The organism is Streptomyces sp. NPDC050528 (assembly GCF_044457795.1).
GTDB lineage: Bacteria > Actinomycetota > Actinomycetes > Streptomycetales > Streptomycetaceae > Streptomyces.
Genome location: NZ_JBITHH010000006.1, coordinates 391635 through 412273, shown reverse-complemented (window position 1 = coordinate 412273; position 20639 = coordinate 391635). Strand labels below are relative to the sequence as shown.

The 20639-nt window shown below is 70.9% G+C and carries 16 protein-coding genes; 7 read left to right on the top strand and 9 right to left on the bottom strand.

What is annotated here, in order from left to right; all coding sequences use genetic code 11:
• The first annotated feature begins 113 nt into the window (after positions 1-113).
• Together ACIBK4_RS23065 and ACIBK4_RS23060 are read left to right on the top strand one after the other, a co-directional pair.
• On the top strand, positions 114-1595 hold the full coding sequence (locus ACIBK4_RS23065; RefSeq protein WP_398996984.1) for a 3' terminal RNA ribose 2'-O-methyltransferase Hen1: 1482 nt from the start codon (positions 114-116) through the stop codon (positions 1593-1595).
• Entirely contained in the window at positions 1592-4156 is a 2565-nt protein-coding gene (locus tag ACIBK4_RS23060) for a polynucleotide kinase-phosphatase (RefSeq protein ID WP_398996982.1), read from the top strand. Before ACIBK4_RS23065 ends, ACIBK4_RS23060 begins: the two co-directional genes overlap by 4 nt.
• A 169-nt stretch (positions 4157-4325) precedes the next feature.
• On the opposite strand, the gene ACIBK4_RS23055 is transcribed toward ACIBK4_RS23060, so the two are convergent.
• Positions 4326-5225: a hypothetical protein gene (locus tag ACIBK4_RS23055; protein ID WP_398996980.1), complete on the bottom strand. Its 900-nt coding sequence runs from the start codon at positions 5223-5225 to the stop codon at positions 4326-4328.
• Positions 5222-6274, bottom strand: coding sequence for an SPFH domain-containing protein (locus tag ACIBK4_RS23050; protein ID WP_398996978.1), 1053 nt, complete (start codon positions 6272-6274; stop codon positions 5222-5224). Before ACIBK4_RS23050 ends, ACIBK4_RS23055 begins: the two co-directional genes overlap by 4 nt.
• A 186-nt stretch (positions 6275-6460) precedes the next feature.
• On the opposite strand from ACIBK4_RS23050, the gene ACIBK4_RS23045 reads away from it, so the two are divergent.
• Together ACIBK4_RS23045 and argF are read left to right on the top strand one after the other, a co-directional pair.
• Positions 6461-7684, top strand: a complete 1224-nt coding sequence (locus ACIBK4_RS23045; protein ID WP_398996976.1) for an arginine deiminase — start codon at positions 6461-6463, stop codon at positions 7682-7684.
• Between the two features lie 137 nt (positions 7685-7821).
• Positions 7822-8829: an ornithine carbamoyltransferase gene (gene argF, locus ACIBK4_RS23040; RefSeq protein ID WP_398996974.1), complete on the top strand. Its 1008-nt coding sequence runs from the start codon at positions 7822-7824 to the stop codon at positions 8827-8829.
• A gap of 23 nt (positions 8830-8852) precedes the next feature.
• Here the strand turns inward: argF and ACIBK4_RS23035 are convergent, their stop codons facing one another.
• From ACIBK4_RS23035 to ACIBK4_RS23010, 6 genes are all read right to left on the bottom strand, one after another.
• The gene (locus ACIBK4_RS23035; RefSeq protein ID WP_398996972.1) at positions 8853-9308 is read right to left on the bottom strand and encodes an ATP-binding protein; all 456 of its coding nucleotides are present in this window, start codon (positions 9306-9308) and stop codon (positions 8853-8855) included.
• A 286-nt stretch (positions 9309-9594) separates the two neighbouring features.
• Positions 9595-10806, bottom strand: coding sequence for a sulfate adenylyltransferase subunit 1 (locus tag ACIBK4_RS23030; protein WP_398996970.1), 1212 nt, complete (start codon positions 10804-10806; stop codon positions 9595-9597).
• Between the two features lie 2 nt (positions 10807-10808).
• Positions 10809-11717 (bottom strand): sulfate adenylyltransferase subunit CysD, encoded by a 909-nt coding sequence (gene cysD / locus ACIBK4_RS23025; protein WP_398996968.1) that lies wholly within the window; start codon positions 11715-11717, stop codon positions 10809-10811.
• Entirely contained in the window at positions 11714-12265 is a 552-nt protein-coding gene (cysC, locus tag ACIBK4_RS23020) for an adenylyl-sulfate kinase (protein WP_393754397.1), read from the bottom strand. Before cysC ends, cysD begins: the two co-directional genes overlap by 4 nt.
• 185 nt (positions 12266-12450) lie before the next feature.
• Positions 12451-13263, bottom strand: coding sequence for a PaaX family transcriptional regulator C-terminal domain-containing protein (locus tag ACIBK4_RS23015; protein ID WP_398996965.1), 813 nt, complete (start codon positions 13261-13263; stop codon positions 12451-12453).
• 86 nt (positions 13264-13349) lie between these two features.
• Positions 13350-13550, bottom strand: coding sequence for a DUF5999 family protein (locus tag ACIBK4_RS23010; RefSeq protein ID WP_366429269.1), 201 nt, complete (start codon positions 13548-13550; stop codon positions 13350-13352).
• Between the two features lie 283 nt (positions 13551-13833).
• Here ACIBK4_RS23010 and ACIBK4_RS23005 point away from each other — a divergent pair, with 283 nt between their 5' ends.
• Positions 13834-14265: a DUF6299 family protein gene (locus ACIBK4_RS23005; RefSeq protein ID WP_398996963.1), complete on the top strand. Its 432-nt coding sequence runs from the start codon at positions 13834-13836 to the stop codon at positions 14263-14265.
• Positions 14266-14341: 76 nt separating this feature from the next.
• On the opposite strand, the gene ACIBK4_RS23000 is transcribed toward ACIBK4_RS23005, so the two are convergent.
• A complete protein-coding gene (locus tag ACIBK4_RS23000; RefSeq protein WP_398996961.1) occupies positions 14342-15538 on the bottom strand; it encodes a hypothetical protein in 1197 nt (398 codons plus the stop codon).
• Between the two features lie 310 nt (positions 15539-15848).
• On the opposite strand from ACIBK4_RS23000, the gene ACIBK4_RS22995 reads away from it, so the two are divergent.
• Both ACIBK4_RS22995 and ACIBK4_RS22990 read left to right on the top strand, forming a co-directional pair.
• Positions 15849-19193, top strand: a complete 3345-nt coding sequence (locus ACIBK4_RS22995; protein WP_398996959.1) for a right-handed parallel beta-helix repeat-containing protein — start codon at positions 15849-15851, stop codon at positions 19191-19193.
• Positions 19190-20464: a S8 family serine peptidase gene (locus ACIBK4_RS22990; protein ID WP_398996957.1), complete on the top strand. Its 1275-nt coding sequence runs from the start codon at positions 19190-19192 to the stop codon at positions 20462-20464. The genes ACIBK4_RS22995 and ACIBK4_RS22990 overlap by 4 nt, the downstream gene beginning before the upstream one ends.
• Positions 20465-20639: the final 175 nt, after the last annotated feature.

Here is a 20639-nt window from a genome sequence, read left to right as displayed (position 1 = left end):
AATGCCGGAGTACGTCAGGGACGTTCGCTGTACGTTGTGCGGACGCCCCGCGTCCTGCGGTGGCGCGCTTCCCCAGTTCAGAGGCTCAGTAGACGTTTCGAGGCAGACCCACCGTGTTCCTGATCATCACCACCACCGGCACCCCCGAACGCCCCGCCACCGACCTCGGTTTCCTGCTGCACAAGCATCCCGACAACGCGCAGGCGTTCTCCACGTCCTACGGCAAGGCCCACGTCCTCTACCCCGAGGCGGATCCCGGGCGCTGCACGGCGGCGCTGTTGCTGGAGGTCGACGCGGTGGCGCTGGTCCGGCGCGGCAAGGGCAAGGGACGCGGCGGCGCACCCGACGCGGCACTCGCGCAGTACGTCAACGACCGCCCGTACGCGGCCTCTTCACTCCTCGCCGTCGCCCTGAGCGCGGTCTTCTCCAGCGCGATGCGCGGCGTGTGCAACGCCCGCCCCGAGCGCGCGGAGCAGCCGCTGCCGCTGCGCATCGAGGTACCCGCACTGCCCGCACGCGGCGGCCCCGACCTCGTACGCAAGCTCTTCGCGCCGCTCGGCTGGACGGTCACCGTCGAACCGGTCGCGCTGGACGCCGAGTTCCCCGAATGGGGCGACTCGCGCTACGTCAGCCTCGTACTGGAAGCGGAGACGCTGACCCTCGCCGAGGCGCTGCGTCACCTGTACGTCCTGCTGCCGGTCCTGGACGACGCCAAGCACTACTGGGTGGCGTCCGACGAGGTCGACAAACTGCTGCGCGCCGGCGAGGGCTGGCTGCCCGCGCACCCCGAGCAGAAACTCATCACCAGCCGCTATCTGTCCCGCCGTTGGTCCCTCACCCGGGAGGCCATGGAGCGCCTGGAACTGGTACGGCTCGCCGAGGCCGACGACAGCGAGGTCGAGGAGATCGACAACGCCGTCGAGGCGGAGACGGAGGCCGAGGAGAAGCCGACGCCCCTCGCGGTGCAGCGCCGGGACGCGATCATCGAGGCGCTCAAGGCGTCCGGCGCCGGCCGCGTGCTCGATCTCGGGTGCGGGCAGGGCCAGTTGGTGCAGGCGCTGCTCAAGGACACCCGGTTCACGGAGATCGTCGGCACCGACGTGTCGATGCGCGCGCTCACCATCGCGAGCCGCCGCCTCAAACTCGACCGCATGGGCGAGCGCCAGGCTTCACGCGTCCAGCTCTTCCAGAGCTCGCTCGCCTACACCGACAACCGCCTCAAGGGCTACGACGCCGCCGTGCTCAGCGAGGTCGTCGAGCACCTGGACCTGCCCCGACTCCCGGCGTTGGAGTACGCGGTGTTCGGCGCCGCCCGCCCGAGGACGGTCCTCGTCACGACCCCGAACGTCGAGTACAACGTCCGCTGGGAGACCCTCCCGGCCGGCCATGTCCGGCACGGCGACCACCGCTTCGAGTGGACGCGCGCCGAGTTCGGCGAGTGGGCGGCGAAGGTGGCCCAACGGCACGGCTACGACGTCGAGTTCGTACCGGTCGGACCCGACGACCCCGAGGTGGGACCGCCCACCCAGATGGCCGTGTTCACCATGACCAGCACAGCCGAGCAGAAGACCGCGAAGGAGGAGAAGGCCGCATGACCGAGAACGAGAACGAGACCCAGCCCCAGACCAAGGGGCGCGTACTGCCCGTCACCGACCTCTCCCTCGTGGTGCTGATCGGCGCCTCCGGCTCCGGCAAGTCCACCTTCGCGCACCGGCACTTCAAGCCGACCGAGATCATCTCCTCCGACTTCTGCCGGGGCCTGGTCTCGGACGACGAGAACGACCAGAGCGCCACCCGGGACGCCTTCGACGTCCTGCACTACATCGCGGGCAAACGCCTCGCCGCCGGCCGCCGCACGGTCGTCGACGCGACCAGCGTCCAGCAGGACAGCCGACGCCAACTGATCGACCTGGCCAAGCAGTTCGACGTGCTGCCCATCGCCATCGTGCTCGACGTACCGGAGGAGGTGTGCGCCCAGCGCAACGCCTCCCGCGTCGACCGGGCCGACATGCCCCGCCGCGTGATCACCCGCCACACCCGCGAACTCCGGCGCTCCCTCCGGGGGTTGGAGCGGGAGGGCTTCCGCAAGGTGCACGTCCTGCGCGGCGTCGAGGAGATCGACCATGCCACGATCGTCACCGAGAAGCGCTACAACGACCTGACCCACCTCACCGGCCCCTTCGACATCATCGGCGACATCCACGGCTGCGCCGCCGAATTGGAGACCCTGCTCGGCAGGTTGGGCTACGACGACGGCGTCCACCCGGCGGGCCGTACGGCCGTCTTCGTCGGCGACCTCGTCGACCGCGGCCCCGACTCGCCGGCCGTGCTGCGCCGCGTGATGTCCATGGTCGGCTCGGGCAACGCGCTGTGCGTACCGGGCAACCACGAGAACAAGTACGGCCGTTACCTCAAGGGCCGCAAGGTCCAGCACACCCACGGCCTCGCCGAGACCATCGAGCAGATGGAGGGGGAGACCGACGAATTCCGCGCCCAGGTACGGCAGTTCATCGACGGACTCGTCAGCCACTACGTCCTCGACGGCGGCAGGCTCGTGGTCTGCCACGCCGGCCTGCCCGAGAAGTACCACGGCCGCACCTCCGGCCGCGTCCGCTCGCACGCGCTCTACGGCGACACCACCGGCGAGACCGACGAGTTCGGCCTGCCGGTGCGCTATCCGTGGGCCGAGGACTACCGGGGCCGCGCGGCCGTCGTCTACGGCCACACCCCGGTCCCCGAGGCCGGCTGGCTCAACAACACCATCTGCCTCGACACGGGCGCCGTGTTCGGCGGCAAGCTGACCGCGCTGCGGTGGCCGGAGCGGGAGTTGGTCGACGTACCGGCCGAGCAGGTCTGGTACGAGCCGACCCGCCCGCTGCTGACCGAGGCACCCGGCGGCCACGACGGCCGCCCGCTCGACCTGGCGGACGTGCACGGCCGCCGCGTGGTGGAGACCCGGCACGCCGGCCGGGTGTCGGTCCGCGAGGAGAACGCGGCGGCGGCCCTGGAGGTCATGAGCCGCTTCGCGGTCGACCCGCGCCTGCTGCCGTACCTCCCGCCGACGATGGCTCCCACGGCGACCTCGCACGTGGACGGCTATCTGGAGCACCCGGCCGAGGCGTTCGCGCAGTACGCCGACGACGGGGTCGCGCGGGTCGTGTGCGAGGAGAAGCACATGGGTTCGCGGGCGGTGGCGCTGGTGTGCCGGGACGCGGAGGCGGCGGCGAAGCGGTTCGGCGTGGACGGCGGCCCGACCGGATCCCTCTACACCCGTACCGGCCGCCCGTTCTTCGACGACGCGACGGTCACGGAGGAGATCCTGGGCCGCCTGCGGACGGCGCTGGACGAGTCGGGCCTGTGGTCCGAACTCGACACGGACTGGCTGCTGTTGGACGCGGAGCTGATGCCGTGGTCGCTGAAGGCGTCCGGGCTGCTGCGCGGTCAGTACGCGGCGGTCGGTGCGGCTGCGGGCGCGGTGTTCCCGGGTGCGCTGGCCGCGCTGGAGGGTGCGGCGGGCCGGGGCGTCGACGTGACCGACCTCCTGTCCCGACAGCGCGAACGTGCCGCCGACGCCTCGGCGTTCACCGACGCGTACCGGCGCTACTGCTGGACCACGTCCGGCCTCGACGGCGTCCGCCTCGCCCCGTTCCAGATCCTCGCGGTCCAGGGCCGCAGCCTCGCCGCACTCCCGCACGACGACCAACTCGCCCTGCTGGACCGCCTGGTGGAACACGACAGCACGGGCCTGCTCCAGACGACCCGCCGTCTGTACGTCGACACCGGCGACCCGGATTCGGTACAGGCCGGCGTCGACTGGTGGCTGGAGATGACCGGCCGGGGCGGCGAGGGCATGGTCGTCAAGCCGGTGGGAGCGGTCGTACGCAGCGAGCAGGGGAGGTTGGTCCAGCCCGGTATCAAGTGCCGTGGCCGTGAGTACCTGCGGATCATCTACGGCCCGGAGTACACCCGGGCCGACAACCTCGCCCGCCTGCGCGGCCGCTTCCTGAACCACAAGCGGTCCCTGGCGATCCGGGAGTACGCGCTGGGTCTTGAGGCGCTGGATCGACTGGCCGAGGGTGAGCCGTTGTGGCGGGTGCACGAGGCGGTGTTCGGGGTGCTGGCGTTGGAGTCGGAGCCGGTGGATCCGCGGTTGTGACCTTGTTGTGCGGGTGGGTGGGGGTGGCTGTCCCTGGGGGCTCTGCCCCCAGACCCCCGGGCCCTATGCCCACCCGCCACCCGTTTACTGGCATTTAAAGGTGAACCTCTAAAACGCCCGAGACGGGTGGGTGGAAAACGGGGGTCTGGGGGCGGAGCCCCCAGGACGTTCAGCCGACCAGCCTCAGCCGCTCCCCGCACACCCCCACCCGAACCCCCTGCCCCCACGTCAACTCCACCGCATCCCCCTCCATCCCGTCCCCGAACACCACCAACCCCTCCGACTCGACGGTGAGTTGAAGCCCCGCCGAACCAACCAGCTCACCCGCGACCAACGACGTCCCCGTCACCGGCGAAGGCCACGCCTCCCGTACGAACCACACCAGCCTGTCCTCCGAGGGGTGTGGCAGGGCGAGGGCACTGCCCCGCTCCTGCCACACCGACCGGAGCCAGCCGGAGGCCCCGGTGCCCGTTCCCACGAGCACCCCGGAGGACGCCTGGGCCTCGACGACACCCCCGTCGCCCTCCAGGCCCAGGCGGTATCGGGCCGTCTGATGACCGACGGCTCCCAGATAGATCTCGTTGAGCGCGACCAGTCGCTGGGTGTCGTCGGCGACGGCCTCGACCATGGTCAGTTCGTCCACACCCGTACCGACCACGTGCACCGACCGCAGCAGCGCGGCCGCCGTCGACGGACGGTGTCGTACCAGGACACCCGGGTTGCGGCCGGGGTCGGTGTCGAACCCCAACACCGGTTGCCCGGCGAGGTACTTGGCGACATTCGCGACCAGCCCGTCCTGCCCCACCACGACCACCACGTCCTCCGGCGCAAACAAGAACCGGTCCAAGTCGCCCCGCTCGACCTGGGTCTGACGCCAGGTCAGCGGAATCGCCGCCGACACCTCGGCCAGCGCCCGCCGGGTCCGGCGGTGCCGTTCGGCGACCTCCTCGATGTCCCGGCCCCGCGAGCGGAGGAAGTACGCGGCCTGCCCGTGCGTCCCGTGCCGGGCCACCAACTCCTCGTACTCCGTGGTCCGATGGACGAGGACGGCCCGCGGCGCGAGACTCACGCCCCCGCCTCGCCGCCACCGGCACCGGCACCGAGCTTCGCCAGCAGCCCCGTCAGTACGTCCGGCGAGATCGTCACGCTGTCGATGTTCGGCAGGTTCTCCGCGAGCCGCGTCCCGGTGAGCGCGTTCAGGGTCGCCACGTCGACGTCCGCGTGCACCCGCAGCCACGCCGCCTGGGCGTGTGCCCGTGCGTCGCCCACCTCGCGCGCACCCTCGGCCTCGGCACGGGCCAGCCGTACGGAACGGGCCGCCTCGGCGTCGGCGAGCCGTACCGTACGGGTCGCCTCCGCCTCGGCCCGGACGCCGTCCGCCGCCGCGTGTTCCTCGGCCTCGCGGCGCGCGTTCGTGCCGCGCTGGTCGACCAACTGCTCCTCGCGGCGGGCGAGTTCGATCTGGCTGTCGAGTTCGTTCTCGGCGATCGCGCGCTCGCGTTCGACGGCCACCGCCCGGCGTTCGTAGGTGGCCTTGTCCGCCTCCTGCTGGATCTGTTCGCGGGCCGGGGTGCGCAGCGCCCGTTCCACCTCGGGCTCGGGGCGGATGGCCATCACGCGGACGGCGACCACCTCGATGCCGGTGGCCGGGAGGCGGGGTTCGGCGCCGAGGCCCTCCGCGATCCGCTCCCGTACCGCCGTCACCCCGTCGACCAGCGCCGAGGCGAGGGGGGTGCGGGCGAGGACCGCCAGCGCGTGCTGCTGGGCCGTCTCCGTGAGCAGGGTGCCGAGCTGCTCCAGGGGCGAGCCCCGCCATACGCCCGTGTCCGGGTCGACCGAGAAGTCGAGGCGGGCGGAGGCCAGGGCCGGGTCGCTGATCCGGTAGGTGACGGTCGCCTGGACCGCCACGTCCTGGAAGTCGGACGTACGGGCATGGAAGGTCATGGCCAACTCCCGGTCGTCGACCGGTACTTCGGAGAGCGCGGCGGTCAACGAGCGGAACCAGAAGCTGAGTCCGGGCCCGTCGTGCAGCAGCTTGCCCGAGCGGTGGTGCCGGATGTGTGCCGTAGGAGCTCCGCGCAGGTGGCGCCAGCCCAGGCGCCGGGTGATGTCGGCCATCAGAGTCCCTCAGATCCCGTCAAGTCCCGTGGGATCCGGTCGGATCCCGCATCGATCTCGTCAGTAAGACGATAATCGCGCGGCCCACTTGTCGTCAAGGGGACGAAAACAAGTGGCGGTACGCGAAGCCGTGGCGGTATGTGAAGTAAGGGGGTGAACTCGGCCCCGGATGGTCAGGATGGAGACATGGCACTCCATGTCGACTCCGAGACCGGGCGGCTCCGCCGCGTCATCCTGCACCGGCCGGATCTGGAGCTCAAAAGGCTCACCCCCGGCAACAAGGACGCCCTCCTCTTCGACGACGTGCTCTGGGTGCGCCGGGCGCGCGCCGAGCACGACGGCTTCGCGGACGTGCTCCGCGATCGAGGCGTCGCCGTCCACCTCTTCGGCGACCTGCTCGCCGACACCCTGGCGATCCCGGCGGCCCGCGCGCTCGTCCTGGATCGCGTCTTCGACGAGAAGGAGTACGGCCCCCTCGCCACCGACCACCTTCGCGCCGCCTTCGAGGCCCTGCCCGCCCCCGAACTGGCCGAGGCGCTCGTCGGCGGCATGACCAAGCGGGAGTTCCTGGAGGCCCACGCGGAGCCGACCTCCGTCCGCTTCCACGTCATGGACCTCGACGACTTCCTCCTCGCCCCCCTCCCCAACCACCTCTTCACCCGCGACACCTCCGCCTGGATCTACGACGGCGTCTCCGTCAACGCCATGCGCTGGCCGGCCCGGCAGCGCGAGACCGTCCACTTCGAGGCGATCTACCGGCACCACCCGCTCTTCCGCGCCGAGAAGTTCCACGTCTGGTCCGAGGGGCAGGCCGACTACCCGTCCACCATCGAGGGCGGCGACGTACTCGTCATCGGCAACGGCGCCGTACTCATCGGCATGAGCGAGCGAACCACCCCGCAGGCCGTCGAGATGCTCGCGCACAAGCTCTTCGCCGAGGGCTCCGCGCGGACGATCGTGGCGCTCGACATCCCCAAGCAGCGCGCCTTCATGCACCTCGACACGGTGATGACGATGGTCGACGGCGACACCTTCACCCAGTACGCGGGGCTCGGCATGCTGCGGTCGTACACCATCGAACCGGGCGTCGGCGACAAGGAGTTGAAGGTCACCGACCACCCGCCGGAGCACATGCACCGCGCGATCGCCGCCGCCCTCGGCCTGGACGGGATCCGTGTCCTGACCGCCACCCAGGACGTGCACGCGGCCGCACGCGAGCAGTGGGACGACGGCTGCAACGTGCTCGCCGTCGAGCCCGGCGTCGTCGTCGCCTACGAGCGCAACGCCACCACCAACACCTATCTGCGCAAGCAGGGCATCGAGGTGATCGAGATCCCCGGCAGCGAACTGGGCCGGGGCCGGGGCGGGCCGCGCTGTATGAGCTGCCCGGTCGAACGGGACGCCGTATAGCGAGACGGCGGACGGGCTGCCGTACGGCGAGACGGCGGCCGGACTGCCGTATAGAAATTCGAGGTATCGTATAGAATTCCAAAAGCATCTGATCCCCGGTGCCCGCATCCCCGCACCCGCATCTCTGGAGCGCCCCCATGGCGACAGTCCCGACCGCCCTCGCCGGCCGCCACTTCCTCAAGGAGCTGGACTTCTCCGAGGAGGAGTTCCGCGGTCTGATCGAGCTGGCCGCCGAGCTGAAGGCCGCCAAGAAAGCCGGGGGCGAGACGCGGTACCTGTCGGGCAAGAACATCGCGCTGATCTTCGAGAAGACCTCGACGCGCACCCGCTGCGCGTTCGAGGTCGCCGCGGCCGACCAGGGCGCCTCGACCACCTACCTCGACCCGTCGGGCTCGCAGATCGGGCACAAGGAGTCCGTGAAGGACACCGCGCGGGTGCTCGGTCGTATGTTCGACGGCATCGAGTACCGCGGGGACAGCCAGGCGGCCGTGGAGGAGCTGGGTGCGTACGCGGGTGTGCCGGTCTACAACGGGCTCACCGACGACTGGCACCCCACCCAGATGCTCGCCGACGTGCTCACCATGACCGAGCACAGCACCAAGCCGCTCAAGGAGATCGCCTTCGCCTATCTGGGCGACGCGCGCTTCAACATGGGCAACTCCTACCTGGTCACCGGCGCGCTGCTCGGCATGGACGTACGGATCGTCGCCCCGAAGTCCTACTGGCCCGCCGAGGAGATCGTCACCGCCGCCCGGACGCTCGCCGAGCGGAGCGGTGCGCGCATCACGCTCACCGAGGGGATCGAGGAGGGGGTCGCGGGCGCCGATTTCGTCGTCACCGACGTCTGGGTCTCCATGGGCGAGCCCAAGCAGGTCTGGGACGAGCGGATCGCGTCCCTCGCGCCCTACGCGGTGACCATGGACGTCCTACGGGCCACCGGCAACCCGGACGTCAAGTTCCTGCACTGCCTGCCGGCCTTCCACGACCTCGGCACCAAGGTCGGCCGCGAGATATACGAGACCCACGGCCTCGACTCGCTGGAGGTCACCGACGAGGTCTTCGAGTCCGCCCACTCGGTCGTCTTCGACCAGGCGGAGAACCGACTGCACACGATCAAGGCCATCCTGGTCGCCACCCTGGCCTGACCAGTGCGTATGTCCTACGGCGGCTATCCCGCCGGGTGCCACTGGGGCGGTACGACGGGCAGCCTGAACCACACCGCCTTGCCCGACTCGGTCGGGCGGTGACCGCAGGACGAGCTGAGGGCGCGGATCAGCAGCAGGCCGCGCCCGTGCTCCTGCCAGGGGTCGGGCTCCTCGGTGACGGGCTTCGTGAGACTGCCGGGCGGCTCCGGGTCGGGGTCGTGCACCTCGACCTGACAGCCGGTGGGCAGCAGCTCGACCACGAGCTCTATGGGCGCGTCACCGGCGGTGTGCTCCACCGCGTTCGCGACCAGCTCCGCCGTCAGCAGCTCCGCGGTGTCGCTGTCGGCCGTGTGCTTCACCTCGGACAGAGCCGTACGGACCAGTGCGCGGGCCACCGGCACGGCCGCTGCGGTGTGCGGCAGTGCGATGCGCCAGGAGGCGGAGGCGGAAGGGCGTTCTTGCAAGGCGGGTCCGTTCATGGAGCAGGCTGTCCTGCTTTCAACTATATGTATGGTACGGCGCCCTTTGTCAGAGTCTCTCGGCGGGCTCCGGACGGGACCTTCGGCCCCGGTACCGAGCGGCATACCCCGTTCAACGGCCACTTCCGCACTGCTGCTCCCGTTGTTACCGCGCTATTGACGACTCGTGACGGATGCGACGGCGACAGGTCATTTCGACACCGCACCATGCCCCCCGAACGCGGACGCCCTGAAGCCCCGGTGGTCAGAACACCGGGGCTTCAGGGCGTACAGGAGGGGCGATCGTCTACGACAGGTCGGCCATCCCGGCGGTGAGAGTCGCGCCGTCCGCCGGGTCGATCACGAGGAACGCGCCCGTGCGGCGGGAGACCGCGTAGTCGTCCAGCGCGAGCGGCTCGGCGGTGCGCAGGGTGATCCGGCCCAGGTCGTTCGCGGTCAGCTCGGCCGCGCCGCTGAGGCCCTTGACGATCGCCTTGACCGTGCGGGTCGTGTGCCGCAGCAGCACCCGGTCGCCCACCCGCAGCGGCCGGTCGGCCAGATGACAGACGGAGGCCCGGACGTCCTGCGTGAGCGCGGGTCCGCCCACCCCGGCGGTGATCATGTCGCCTCGCGACACGTCCCGTTGATCGGCGAGCCGCAGACTGACCGACTGCGGCGCGTACGCCACGTCCGCCTCGGTGCCGAGCACGGAGATCCCGGTGATCTCGGAACTCTCCCCGGAGGGATGCACCGTCACCCGGTCCCCGACACGCAGCGACCCGGACACCAACTGGCCCGCGTACCAACGGACTTCGCCGTCCCGGATGACGTACTGCACCGGGAAACGGGCCGGCGCGTCGGACGGGTCCGCCCCGACCGGCACTTCCTCCAGGAACTCCAGCAGCGCCGGGCCCGCGTACCAGTCCATGTGCGCCGAACGGTCCACCACGTTGTCGCCGACCAGCGCCGACACCGGGATCGGCGTGAAGGAGGGCAGCTCCAACTCGGCCGCGTGGCCCGCGAATTCCTCGACGATCCGCTCGAACACGCCCTGCTCGTACCCGACGAGGTCCATCTTGTTCACGGCCAGGACGACATTCGGCACCCGCAGCAGCGCCGCCACGGCGGCATGCCGCAGGGTCTGCTCGACGACACCGTTGCGCGCGTCGACCAGGATGATCGCCAACTCGGCCGTGGAGGCACCCGTCACCATGTTGCGGGTGTACTGCACATGACCGGGTGTGTCGGCGAGGATGAACCGCCTGCGCGGAGTGGCGAAGTAGCGGTACGCCACGTCGATCGTGATGCCCTGTTCCCGCTCGGCCCGCAGCCCGTCGGTGAGCAGCGCGAGGTCGGGGGAGTCCTGCCCGCGATCGGCCGACACCCGCTCCACGGCCTCCAGTTGGTCGGTCAGCACCGACTTGGAGTCGTGCAACAGCCGTCCTACGAGCGTGGATTTGCCGTCGTCGACCGAACCGGCCGTCGCGAACCGCAGCGTGTCGATGGTGGTCGTGCTCATGGTTAGAAGTACCCCTCGCGCTTACGGTCTTCCATCGCGGCCTCGGACAGCTTGTCGTCGGCACGGGTGGCACCGCGCTCGGTGACCCGGGACGCGGCGATCTCGGTGATGACCTGCTCCAGGGTCACCGCGTCGGAGTCGACGGCCCCGGTGCACGACATGTCACCGACGGTCCGGTACCGCACCTGGCGCTTCTCGACGGTCTCGCCCGGCTTCGGGCCGCCCCACTCACCGGCGGTCAGCCACATGCCGTTGCGGTCGAAGACCTCGCGGTAGTGGGCGAAGTAGATCTGCGGGAGTTCGATGTCCTCGCGGGCGATGTACTGCCAGACGTCCAGCTCGGTCCAGTTGGAGAGCGGGAAGACGCGGACGTGTTCGCCGGGAGCGTGCCGTCCGTTGTACAGATTCCACAGCTCGGGGCGCTGCCGTCGCGGATCCCACTGCGAGAACTCGTCCCGCAGCGAGAACACCCGCTCCTTGGCCCGTGCCTTCTCCTCGTCCCTACGACCCCCACCGAAGACCGCGTCGAAGCGCTCGCTCTGTATTCGCTCGGTCAACGGCACGGTCTGGAGCGGGTTCCGCGTCCCGTCGGGACGTTCGCGCAGCACACCCCGGTCGATGTAGTCCTGTACGGAGGCCACATGCAGACGCAGCCCGTGCTTCTCGACCGTGCGGTCCCGGTACTCCAGCACTTCGGGGAAGTTGTGCCCGGTGTCCACGTGCAGCAGCGTGAACGGCACCGGCGCCGGCGCGAACGCCTTCAGCGCGAGGTGCAGCATGACGATGGAGTCCTTGCCGCCGGAGAAGAGAATCACCGGCCGCTCGAACTCACCCGCCACCTCACGGAAGATGTGCACCGCCTCGGACTCAAGAGCGTCCAGGTGGGACAGCGTGAAGGCTTCCGTGCTCACACCAACCCCCGCTCGGACAGCACCGCGTACACCGCGTCCGCCGACTCCTGCGGGCTCTGCACCTGCGTCGGCAGGGTGAGCGCCGGGTCCGTGGGCGGCTCGTACGGGTCGTCGACGCCGGTCAGGCCGGTGAGGTGACCCGCGGCCTGGCGGGCGTAGAGGCCCTTGACGTCGCGCTCGCTGCACACCTCGACGGGGGTCGCGACATGCACCTCGATGTACGGCGTCCCGCTCGCCTCGTGGCGCTTGCGGACGGCCTCGCGGCTGTCGGCGTAGGGGGCGATGACCGGGACGACGGAGAGGACGCCGTTGCGGGCCAGGACCTCGGAGACGAGGCCGATGCGCTGGACGTTGGTGTTGCGGTCCTCGCGGGAGAAGCCGAGGCCGGCCGAGAGGAAGCGGCGCACCTCGTCGCCGTCGAGGACCTCCACGCGATGTCCCTCGGCTCTCAGCCGCTCCCCGAGGTGTTGGGCGATCGTCGTCTTACCCGCGCTCGGCAGTCCGGTGAGCCAGACGGTGGCTCCCTGAGCCCGTGCCGTGGTGGTCATGCGCAACAGTCCTCTTTCTTACCCGACGAGCGACGTCGTCGAAGATTAGGTAAGAACTCTGAGAGGACCTGCTAAAGAAGCTGAGGTTTAGCTGAGTGACTCGTGGTGCGCAAGAGGTCACGGGCTCCTGCCATGAACTGTTCACAATCAGCCGCTACGACTCCGCTGCTCCGCGGCGCCTGCCGTCACACCCCCGCGAACACCGCCCCCGCGTCCCGCAGCCGCTCGTGCAGCGCCCGGAACACCTCCGCCGAGCGGGCGCCCGGCCAATCCCGGGGGAGGAGGCCCGCGGGCAGTCCGGGGTCGACGTAGGGGAGATGGCGCCAGGAGTCCAGGGCGAGGAGGTAGTCGCGGTAGGCGTCCTCGGGTGGGGTGTCCGGGCGCTGCTCCCAGGCGTGCAGCACGGGCGCGTGGCGGTCGAGGAACGCCTGGTGCTGGGCGGCGATCGCGGGCAGGTCCCACCAGCGGGCCACGGCCTCGGCGGTCGCCGCGAAGCCGAGGTGTTCGCCGCGGAAGAAGTCCACGTACGGGTCGAGGTTCAGTCGCTGGAGGATGTGCCGGGTCTCCTCGTAGAGGCGGGCCGGTGCGATCCACACGCCCGGGGCGGCGGTGCCGAAGCCGAGGGCCGACAGGCGGGAGCGCAGGACGTGCCGCTTCTGGCGTTCCGACTCGGGTACGGAGAACACCGCGAGCACCCAGCCCTCGTCCTCCGGGGGTGTGGTCGCGTAGACGCGTCGGTCGCCGTCGTCGAGCAACTGCCGTGCCTCGGGCGAGAGTTGGTACCCGGCGGCGCCCTCTGCCGTACGGGCGGGCAGGAGCAGCCCGCGCCGTTTGAGGCGGGACACCGACGAGCGCACGGAGGGCGCGTCGACGCCGGCCGCGGCCAGGAGCCGGATCAGTTCCGCGACGGGAACCGGGCCGGGCACGAAGCGGCCGTACGCGCCGTAGAGCGTGACGATGAGAGACCGTGGAGCATGCTGGTCGGACACGTTGATCATCTTAGGCCGACGGCATCGCTGCTGGTCACCTCGGGTGCGTAACCTGAACTTTCACGGTCCGCGGGTCACCCGAGGGGCGGGAACGGTCAGGCGGCGACGGCGAGTTGGTCCGCCGGTACCCGGTGCGGGGCGACGATCCGGCCGTCGGGAAGGACGGCGCCCGTGTCGTCGAAGACGATCGCGCCGTCGCACAGCAGCGTCCAGCCCTGCTCGGGGTGGGCGGAGACGATGTGCGGGGTCTCGGCGACGGTGTCGGTCACGGGGCACGAGGGCTGGTGGGAACACATGGCGTACCTCCACGTCGGATGCGATCTGTTCCGGCGGCTCCGTCACCGCCCGCATCGCATATACAGACCATCCTCCCGGCGCGAACTCATCGGAACAGCCCGCTGTGAAGCGTGACAACACGCGGACAACACTCGGACGGTTCCACGACGCTCGGTGCGGAGCCGCCACCTAAGGGGTGACGATCGAGGCGGTCGGGCGGCTCGCCACCGAAGGAGTGAGGATCACGGGAGTCGGGGCCCGCGCCCGGTACCTGTGGAGGCCCCAACTCCAGGAGGTATCCCCATGTCCCTGCGTTCCGTCCTCGGTACGGCGGCCGGTGCCGCGCTGCTCCTGCTGGCCGCCGCCCCTGCCGCGCCCGCGTCCGCCGACCCGTACGAGACGGTGACGGTCGACCCCACGGGCACGATCGCCCCGGACGGCACCGTCACGCTCTCCGGCACCTACCGCTGTATCGGCAACTCCGGTGCGGTCTTTGTCAGTTCGTCCGTCAGCCAGAAGGACCCCTCGGTCCGGCACGGCATCGGCGGCACCCGCGCGGTCTGCGATGGCATGGAGCACGCCTGGGCGAACTCGGGCAAGCCGTCGTCCGACCCGGTCACCCCCGGCGCGGCCCAGGTCGAGGCCACGGTGATGGAACTCTCCGCCTCCGGCGGCCTGCCGCTGCCGCGCTTCCACGCGGTGCAGCACCAGGACGTCACCCTCACCCAGAGCTGACCTCCATGGCTCCGGCCCGACCCCCAAGTGGGGCCGGGCCGGAGGGAGTTCAGACCGTTCAGGCCGTTCAGGCCGTTCAGTGCTGGGTGTTGCTCGCCCAGATCGCGGTCGAGCCGCCCGAGTAGATCACCATGTTGCCGTCGCCCTGGAGGCGCAGGATCGCGCCGTCGTGGCCCTGGGTCTGGCTGGCCCAGACGGCGCGGTTGTCGGAGGTGTAGACGACGAGGTTGCCGTCCGCCTGGAACACCGCGTGGAAGTTCGAGCCGAAGGTCATGGTGGCCCAACGGGCCTTGTTGTTCTCGTCGTAGAGCACGAAGTTGCCGTCGGTCTGCATGCGCAGCCGGGCCTTGTTCGCGTTGATGGACTGGCCCGCCTTCAGCACCCGGGTGGCCGTGATGAGGACGTCCGACGGATAGCTGGACTTGGTGGTCGACTTGGTGGAACCCGACTTCGTCCCGGACTTGGTCGTCGTGGACTTCTTCGTCGCCTTCGCCGTCGGTTTCTTCGTCTTCTCGACCGTCGTCGGCTCGCTCACCGGCTGCGCGACGGTCTTCTTGCCCGACGAGGTCTTGTGCGGTGCTGCGACCTTCGGCGTGCTGTGTTTGGCGGGGGCGGTCGGGGTGCCCGAGGCGTACGCCCCGGCGCCTTGCGTCGCCGCTCCGTCGCCGAGGATCGTGCCCGCCTGGTCGGCGACGACACGGTTGTGGGTCTCCGGCGTCTTGTCCCGGCTCATCAGCAGTCCCGGTACGGCGATCAGCAGTGCGCCGAGCACCGCCGCGCCGGCCAGCAGCGGGCGGCCCGGGCGGCCGACGGACGCGGCCGCCGTGTCACCGGGGGTCGGTCCGTCGCCCTCGGGCATGCTCGCGGCCAGCGCCCCGGCGGGCGCCTCGGCCTCGGCCTCCTGCCGCGCCGACCGGGCGGCGGCAGCGGATTCCGGGCCGGTCGGCCCCGAAGGTTCCTCTGTCGTACGGCTGTTGGCGAGCGCCTCGGCCTCCGCCGCCGAGGTCGCGGGACGGCTCGGCGCCGCCGCGACCGGCTCCGCCGAGAGGGCCGCCGCGACGGCCTCCGCGGAGAGCGTCCCGGGGGAACCGGCCGCCCCTGAAGGGGACTTGGACGCCTCGCCCGCCGTACTCCCTGCCGTGCCCGCCGTCGCTGATGCACCGGTCGCCGATGTCGCCGCCGTCGCTTCCCCGGCCGTGGCGCCCGTCACAGAGTTCTCTGCCGCGTTCTCTGCCGCCGTTTTCCGCGCGGCCGGTCCGGTTCGGTCTGTCATCCGCCCTGTCCGCTCTCATTCGCCCAGCAGTTCGTCGTACGTCTGTGTGCGCAATCCTATTCACGTCCTTTCACGCGCATGCGCCAACGGCGGTTCCTTTCACCGGAGTTAACAATCGTCACGCACAAGCTCCGGCGCTGGTACGGGTGTTGCGCAACAGCCCATAATTCGCCGTACGGCACTGTTGTGCCGCACCGTGCCCACCCGCTGTGGACGTTCCGCTTTCCGGACCGGAGTGGGAACGCGCGTGCGGGGACGGCATGATGGGGTTGCCGCAACCGACAGGTGCCGACACGAGGAGGTCAGCTGAGTGCGCCAGGTACTGACGGTCTGTCCGGAGGGCACCGGGGACGCCCGGACGATCGGAGAGGCCCTGGCCAGGGCGCGCGGAGGCGCGGTGCTGAGTGTGCGCCCGGGGACGTACGAGGAGAACCTCGTCGTCACCACCCGGGTCACCATCGTCGCCGAACAGGCGCGCGGCACCGTCCGGTTGGCCCCGCGCAAGGGCACCGTGATCTCGCTGCGCGTCGACGCGGTGATGCTGACCGACCTCGTGGTGCAGGGCCAGGACGAGGAACATCCCGCCGTGGACGCCTCGCACGGGCAGGTCGCGATGCAGGGCTGCGATCTCTCCGGCGCCTCGTGGACGACCGTACTGGCGCGCAACTCCGGCTCGTTGGCGATGCGCGAGTGCCGGGTGTCGAACCGCACCGGCGCCGGTGTCGTCGTCACCTCGCCGACCGAGAGCTCGCTGGAGTCCTGCACCCTCGAACACTTCGGCACCAGCGGGGTGGTGATCGGCGAACGCGGCCGGGCCACCCTGCGCGGCTGCACCGTGCGGGACGCGCGCGGCAACGGCGTGCTCGCCAACGGGGATGCGCAGGGTTCCGTGGAGGACTGCGATCTCGCCTCAACGGACAAGCCGTCACTGGCACTTGAGGAGCGCAGCGCGATACGGGTGCTGCGGACCGTGATCCGCGACACCTCGATCGGTGTGCATGTGACCAGCGCCGCCCGCTGCGAGCTGGAGGAGGTGCGGGTCACCGGCTCCAGCGGGCCCGGCATCATCGTCTCGCACGGCAGTGACCCGGTGCTGCGCCGCTGCCGTACCGCTCGTACGACGGGCAACGGCCTTCTGGTGACCGACCGTTCGCGCGGTACGTACGAGGACTGCTGGCTGACCGGCGCCCAGCCGGCCGCGCTGCGGGTGGCCGGGGCCTCCTCGCCCACGCTCACCTCGCTGACCGTCCGCGACGGTGAGTCCGACGGCGTCCTGCTTGAAGAGGACTCGGCGGCCGAGCTGGAGCGCGTGGAGATCATCGACGTCAAGGGCGCCGGTGTGGTGATCCGCGGCAACGCCAACCCGCTGGTGCGGCGCGCCCGCATCACCGGCGCCGGCGGCTGCGGTGTGTCCGTGCGGGACGGCGGGCGCGGCCGGGTGGAGGACTGCACGGTCGAGGCGCCGGGCGGCGCGGGCGCGGAGGTCGCGGCGGGCGGCAACGTCTATCTCGCGGGACTCAAGGTCACCAACCCCGGCGGCGCCGGTCTGGAGATCGGCGGCGAGGGCACGGCCGCGCTCCGTGACGGCGAGCTGGTCTCGGCCGGCGGCTGCGGTGTACTCGTGGACACTGGCGGCGAGTTGACGGCCAACCGGGTACGGACCGCCGCCTCCGCCGAGCACGGTTTCCTGGTCCGCGACGGCGGCCGGGCCTCCCTGAACGGCTGCGAGGCCGCGGGCAACGACCGCGACGGCATCCGCGTCGAGTCGGAGGCACCGGTGTCGGTCGTGGGCTGCACGGTCCGTGACAACAAGGGCGGCGGCCTCGTCCAGGCCAAGGCCGGCGGTCGGCTCGCGGTGGAGAACCTCACCAGCACCGGCAACGAGTCCCGCGACGCCTGGGGCTTCGGCGAGGCCGAGGGCACCGACCCGGCGGGCACCGTCTCCGCCTCCGACGGCCCCGGCCGCCCCGACGGACCGATGGCCGCGCTGGAGAGCCTCATCGGCCTCGACAACGTCAAGGAACAGGTCCGCACCCTCGTCAACCTCACCCAGCTCGCCGCCCGCCGCGCCCAACTCGGCATGTCCGCACCGCCGATGAGCCGTCACCTGGTCTTCGCGGGCCCGCCCGGTACCGGTAAGACGACGGTCGCCCGGCTCTACGGCACGATCCTCGCCGAGCTGGGCGCCCTGCGCTCCGGACACCTCGTCGAGGTCTCCCGCGCCGACCTCGTGGCCCAAGTCATCGGCGGTACGGCCATCAAGACCACCGAGGCCTTCGAACGGGCCCTGGGCGGCGTCCTGTTCGTCGACGAGGCGTACACCCTCACCTCCGACTCCCGTGGTTCCGGGGCCGACTTCGGGCGCGAGGCCGTCGACACGCTGCTGAAGCTGATGGAGGACCACCGCGAGGACGTGGTCGTCGTCGCGGCGGGCTACTCCGACGAGATGCGCAGCTTCCTCGGCTCCAACCCCGGTCTGGCGTCCCGTTTCTCACGGACCGTCGAGTTCGAGAACTACTCGGTGCCGGAGCTGGTCGAGATCATGGAGAGCATGTGCGTACGCCACCAGTACGCACTCGCCGACGAGACCCGGCACGCGCTCGCGGTGCACTTCGAACGCATACCGAAGGACGCCGGATTCGGCAACGGCCGTGCCGCACGGCAGGTGTTCGAGGAGATGGTGGACCGGCAGGCGGTGCGCCTTTCCGCGCTGACCGACGTGACCGAGCAGGACCTTTCCCTCCTGCTGCCGCAGGACATCAGCGAGGAGGCGGCCCGTACCGCCGCCGACGGACCGAACGCCGTCGATCCCGGCGACGACGCGCTGAGCAGGCTGGACGCGCTGGTCGGACTCCACGCGGTGAAGCGGGACGTCACCGACCTCGTCAACCTGGTGTCCACGGCCAAGCAGCGCGAGGCCGCCGGACTCCCGGTGCCGCGCCTCAGCCACCACCTCGTCTTCACCGGCCCGCCGGGCACCGGCAAGACCACGGTCGCCCGGCTCTACGGCGAACTCCTCGCCTCCCTGGGCGTGTTGCCGCGCGGCCAGCTCGTCGAGGTCTCCCGCGCCGATCTCGTCGGCCGATACGTGGGCCACACCGCGCAGTTGACCCGCGAGGTCTTCGAACGGGCCCTGGGCGGTGTGCTGTTCGTCGACGAGGCGTACACCCTCACCCCGCGTGAGGCGTCCGGCTCCGACTTCGGCCGGGAGGCCGTGGACACCCTGCTGAAGCTGATGGAGGACCACCGCGACAAGGTGGTCGTCATCGTCGCCGGGTACACCCAGGAGATGGAGACGTTCCTCGCCTCCAACCCCGGACTGTCCTCCCGCTTCTCGCGCAGAGTCGAGTTCGCCGACTACTCCTCCGACGAGCTGGTCACCATCGTGCGCGAGCACGCCGTACAGCTCGGCTACGAGTGCGCGGCCGGGCTCGGGCCGGTGCTCCGGCAGTACTTCGACTCGCTGCCCCGCGACCGGTCGTTCGGCAACGCGCGCACCGCCCGGCAGATCCTGGAGCGGATGATGACCCGACAGGCGGGCCGGCTCAGCAGACTGGCTGTCCCCAGCCTCGACGACCTGCGGCTGCTGCTCCCGGAGGACCTCGCCGATCCGACGACCACGTCTTCCACCTCCAGTGGGGCGGCCCGGGCATGACGACGACATACGGCAAGGCCGTCGCCGCCGGTCTGGCGCTGCTGTTGACGGGCGCCGCGAGCGCGATCGGCGCCGGGTCCGCGTCGGCGGCGGGCAGTACGGTCCAACTCCCTGTGCTGGCAACGCAGTTGGACGCAGACGCGGACTGCGCGACGGGCTCGGACCGGCGTGCCACCGATGTGCCCTGGGAGCAGGTCTCGCTCCAGCTGAGCCGCACCTGGCCGTTCGCGTCGGGCACCGGGGTGACCGTCGGCGTGGTCGACACCGGGGTCTCGTCCGCCGCGCCCGCGCTGAAGGGGCGGGTCACCGCGGTCGGCGACGCCGGGACCGACTGTGTGGGGCACGGCACCTTTGTGGCCGGGCTGGTCGGTGCGGCCGTAGAGGATGGTGTGCGGTTCGCGGGAGTCGCGCAGCAGGCGCGGATTCTCGCGGTGCGGGGGAGTGACGCGCGGGGGAAGGTCACCGCGGGGCAGGTCGCGGACGGGATCCGGGCCGCCGTGGACGGCGGGGCCAAGGTGGTGACGGTGTCGGCTGCTCTTGCCGGTGACACCGCCGGGCTGCGGTCGGCGGTCGCGTTCGCCGCGAAGAAGGATGTGCTGGTGGTCGCCGCGGCGGTGCCGGACGCGCCGTCCACCGCCGGGTCGTCCACGGAGAGTCCGCCGGCCCGTGACTACTACCCGGCCGCCGAGGACGGTGTGCTGTCCGTCCTTGACGTCGATGTCTCCGGGAAGCGGCCGAGTGGTGCGTACACGACGTCCAGTGCGGCAATTGCCGCCCCTGGAGACGGAGTTGTTGGCATCGGGCCTAAGAAGGCCGGGCACTACATCGGGTCGGGGGCGTCTCTGGCTGCCGGGTTTGTGGCGGGGGCGGCGGCGTTGGTGCGGTCCGTCCATCCGGACCTGACGGCGGCCCAGACCGCGGCGCTGCTTCGTAGCTCCGCCTACCCGGCCGACGTGCCTCGTCTTGACCCGTACGCGGCGGTTACCTCGGTTCTGAGCGGCGCCGCGGTTGCACCGGCTCGGGGTGGCTCCGGTGCCCCGGTCCACCTGCCTGCCGACAAGGCGGCCGGGCCGCTGCGGCGGGCGTTGTGGCCTGCGTCGGCGGGGCTTGCGGTGATTGTTGCGGTGGTGTGGTTGGGGTTGATTTTGCCTCGGGGACGGCGGTTGGGCTGGAAGCCGTCTGGTCGGCCGGGGGGTGCGGGGGGCGTGGTTGCGGCGGAATCGGTGGAACCTGCGGTTCCGGCGAGTGCGGGTACGTCACTGGAGGGCTGAGGCCTTTGGAGGCGCCGGGCCGGTTAGTGGGTGCCTACGGTCGGTGGGTACCTGCGGGTCGGTGGGGGCTGGTCGCGCCCCGCGGCGGAGCCGCTGATCGATACAGCCCCGCGCCCCTGGGGGGTTGGGGCTTGGGGCGGTTTCGAGGCGCGGGCCCAGGTCGAGCACCCTGCCC

Excerpts from the sequence above, each read along its gene's own strand:
- cysC (WP_393754397.1), bottom strand. The coding sequence starts at position 12,265 with ATGACCACCACGGCACGGGCTCAGGGAGCCACCGTCTGGCTCACCGGA.
- ACIBK4_RS22990 (WP_398996957.1), top strand. The coding sequence starts at position 19,190 with ATGACGACGACATACGGCAAGGCCGTCGCCGCCGGTCTGGCGCTGCTG.
- ACIBK4_RS23050 (WP_398996978.1), bottom strand. The coding sequence starts at position 6,274 with ATGGCCGACATCACCCGGCGCCTGGGCTGGCGCCACCTGCGCGGAGCT.
- ACIBK4_RS23000 (WP_398996961.1), bottom strand. The coding sequence starts at position 15,538 with ATGACAGACCGAACCGGACCGGCCGCGCGGAAAACGGCGGCAGAGAAC.
- ACIBK4_RS23060 (WP_398996982.1), top strand. The coding sequence starts at position 1,592 with ATGACCGAGAACGAGAACGAGACCCAGCCCCAGACCAAGGGGCGCGTA.
- ACIBK4_RS23045 (WP_398996976.1), top strand. The coding sequence starts at position 6,461 with ATGGCACTCCATGTCGACTCCGAGACCGGGCGGCTCCGCCGCGTCATC.
- argF (WP_398996974.1), top strand. The coding sequence starts at position 7,822 with ATGGCGACAGTCCCGACCGCCCTCGCCGGCCGCCACTTCCTCAAGGAG.
- ACIBK4_RS23015 (WP_398996965.1), bottom strand. The coding sequence starts at position 13,263 with ATGATCAACGTGTCCGACCAGCATGCTCCACGGTCTCTCATCGTCACG.
- ACIBK4_RS23010 (WP_366429269.1), bottom strand. The coding sequence starts at position 13,550 with ATGTGTTCCCACCAGCCCTCGTGCCCCGTGACCGACACCGTCGCCGAG.
- ACIBK4_RS23005 (WP_398996963.1), top strand. The coding sequence starts at position 13,834 with ATGTCCCTGCGTTCCGTCCTCGGTACGGCGGCCGGTGCCGCGCTGCTC.
- ACIBK4_RS23030 (WP_398996970.1), bottom strand. The coding sequence starts at position 10,806 with ATGAGCACGACCACCATCGACACGCTGCGGTTCGCGACGGCCGGTTCG.
- ACIBK4_RS23035 (WP_398996972.1), bottom strand. The coding sequence starts at position 9,308 with ATGAACGGACCCGCCTTGCAAGAACGCCCTTCCGCCTCCGCCTCCTGG.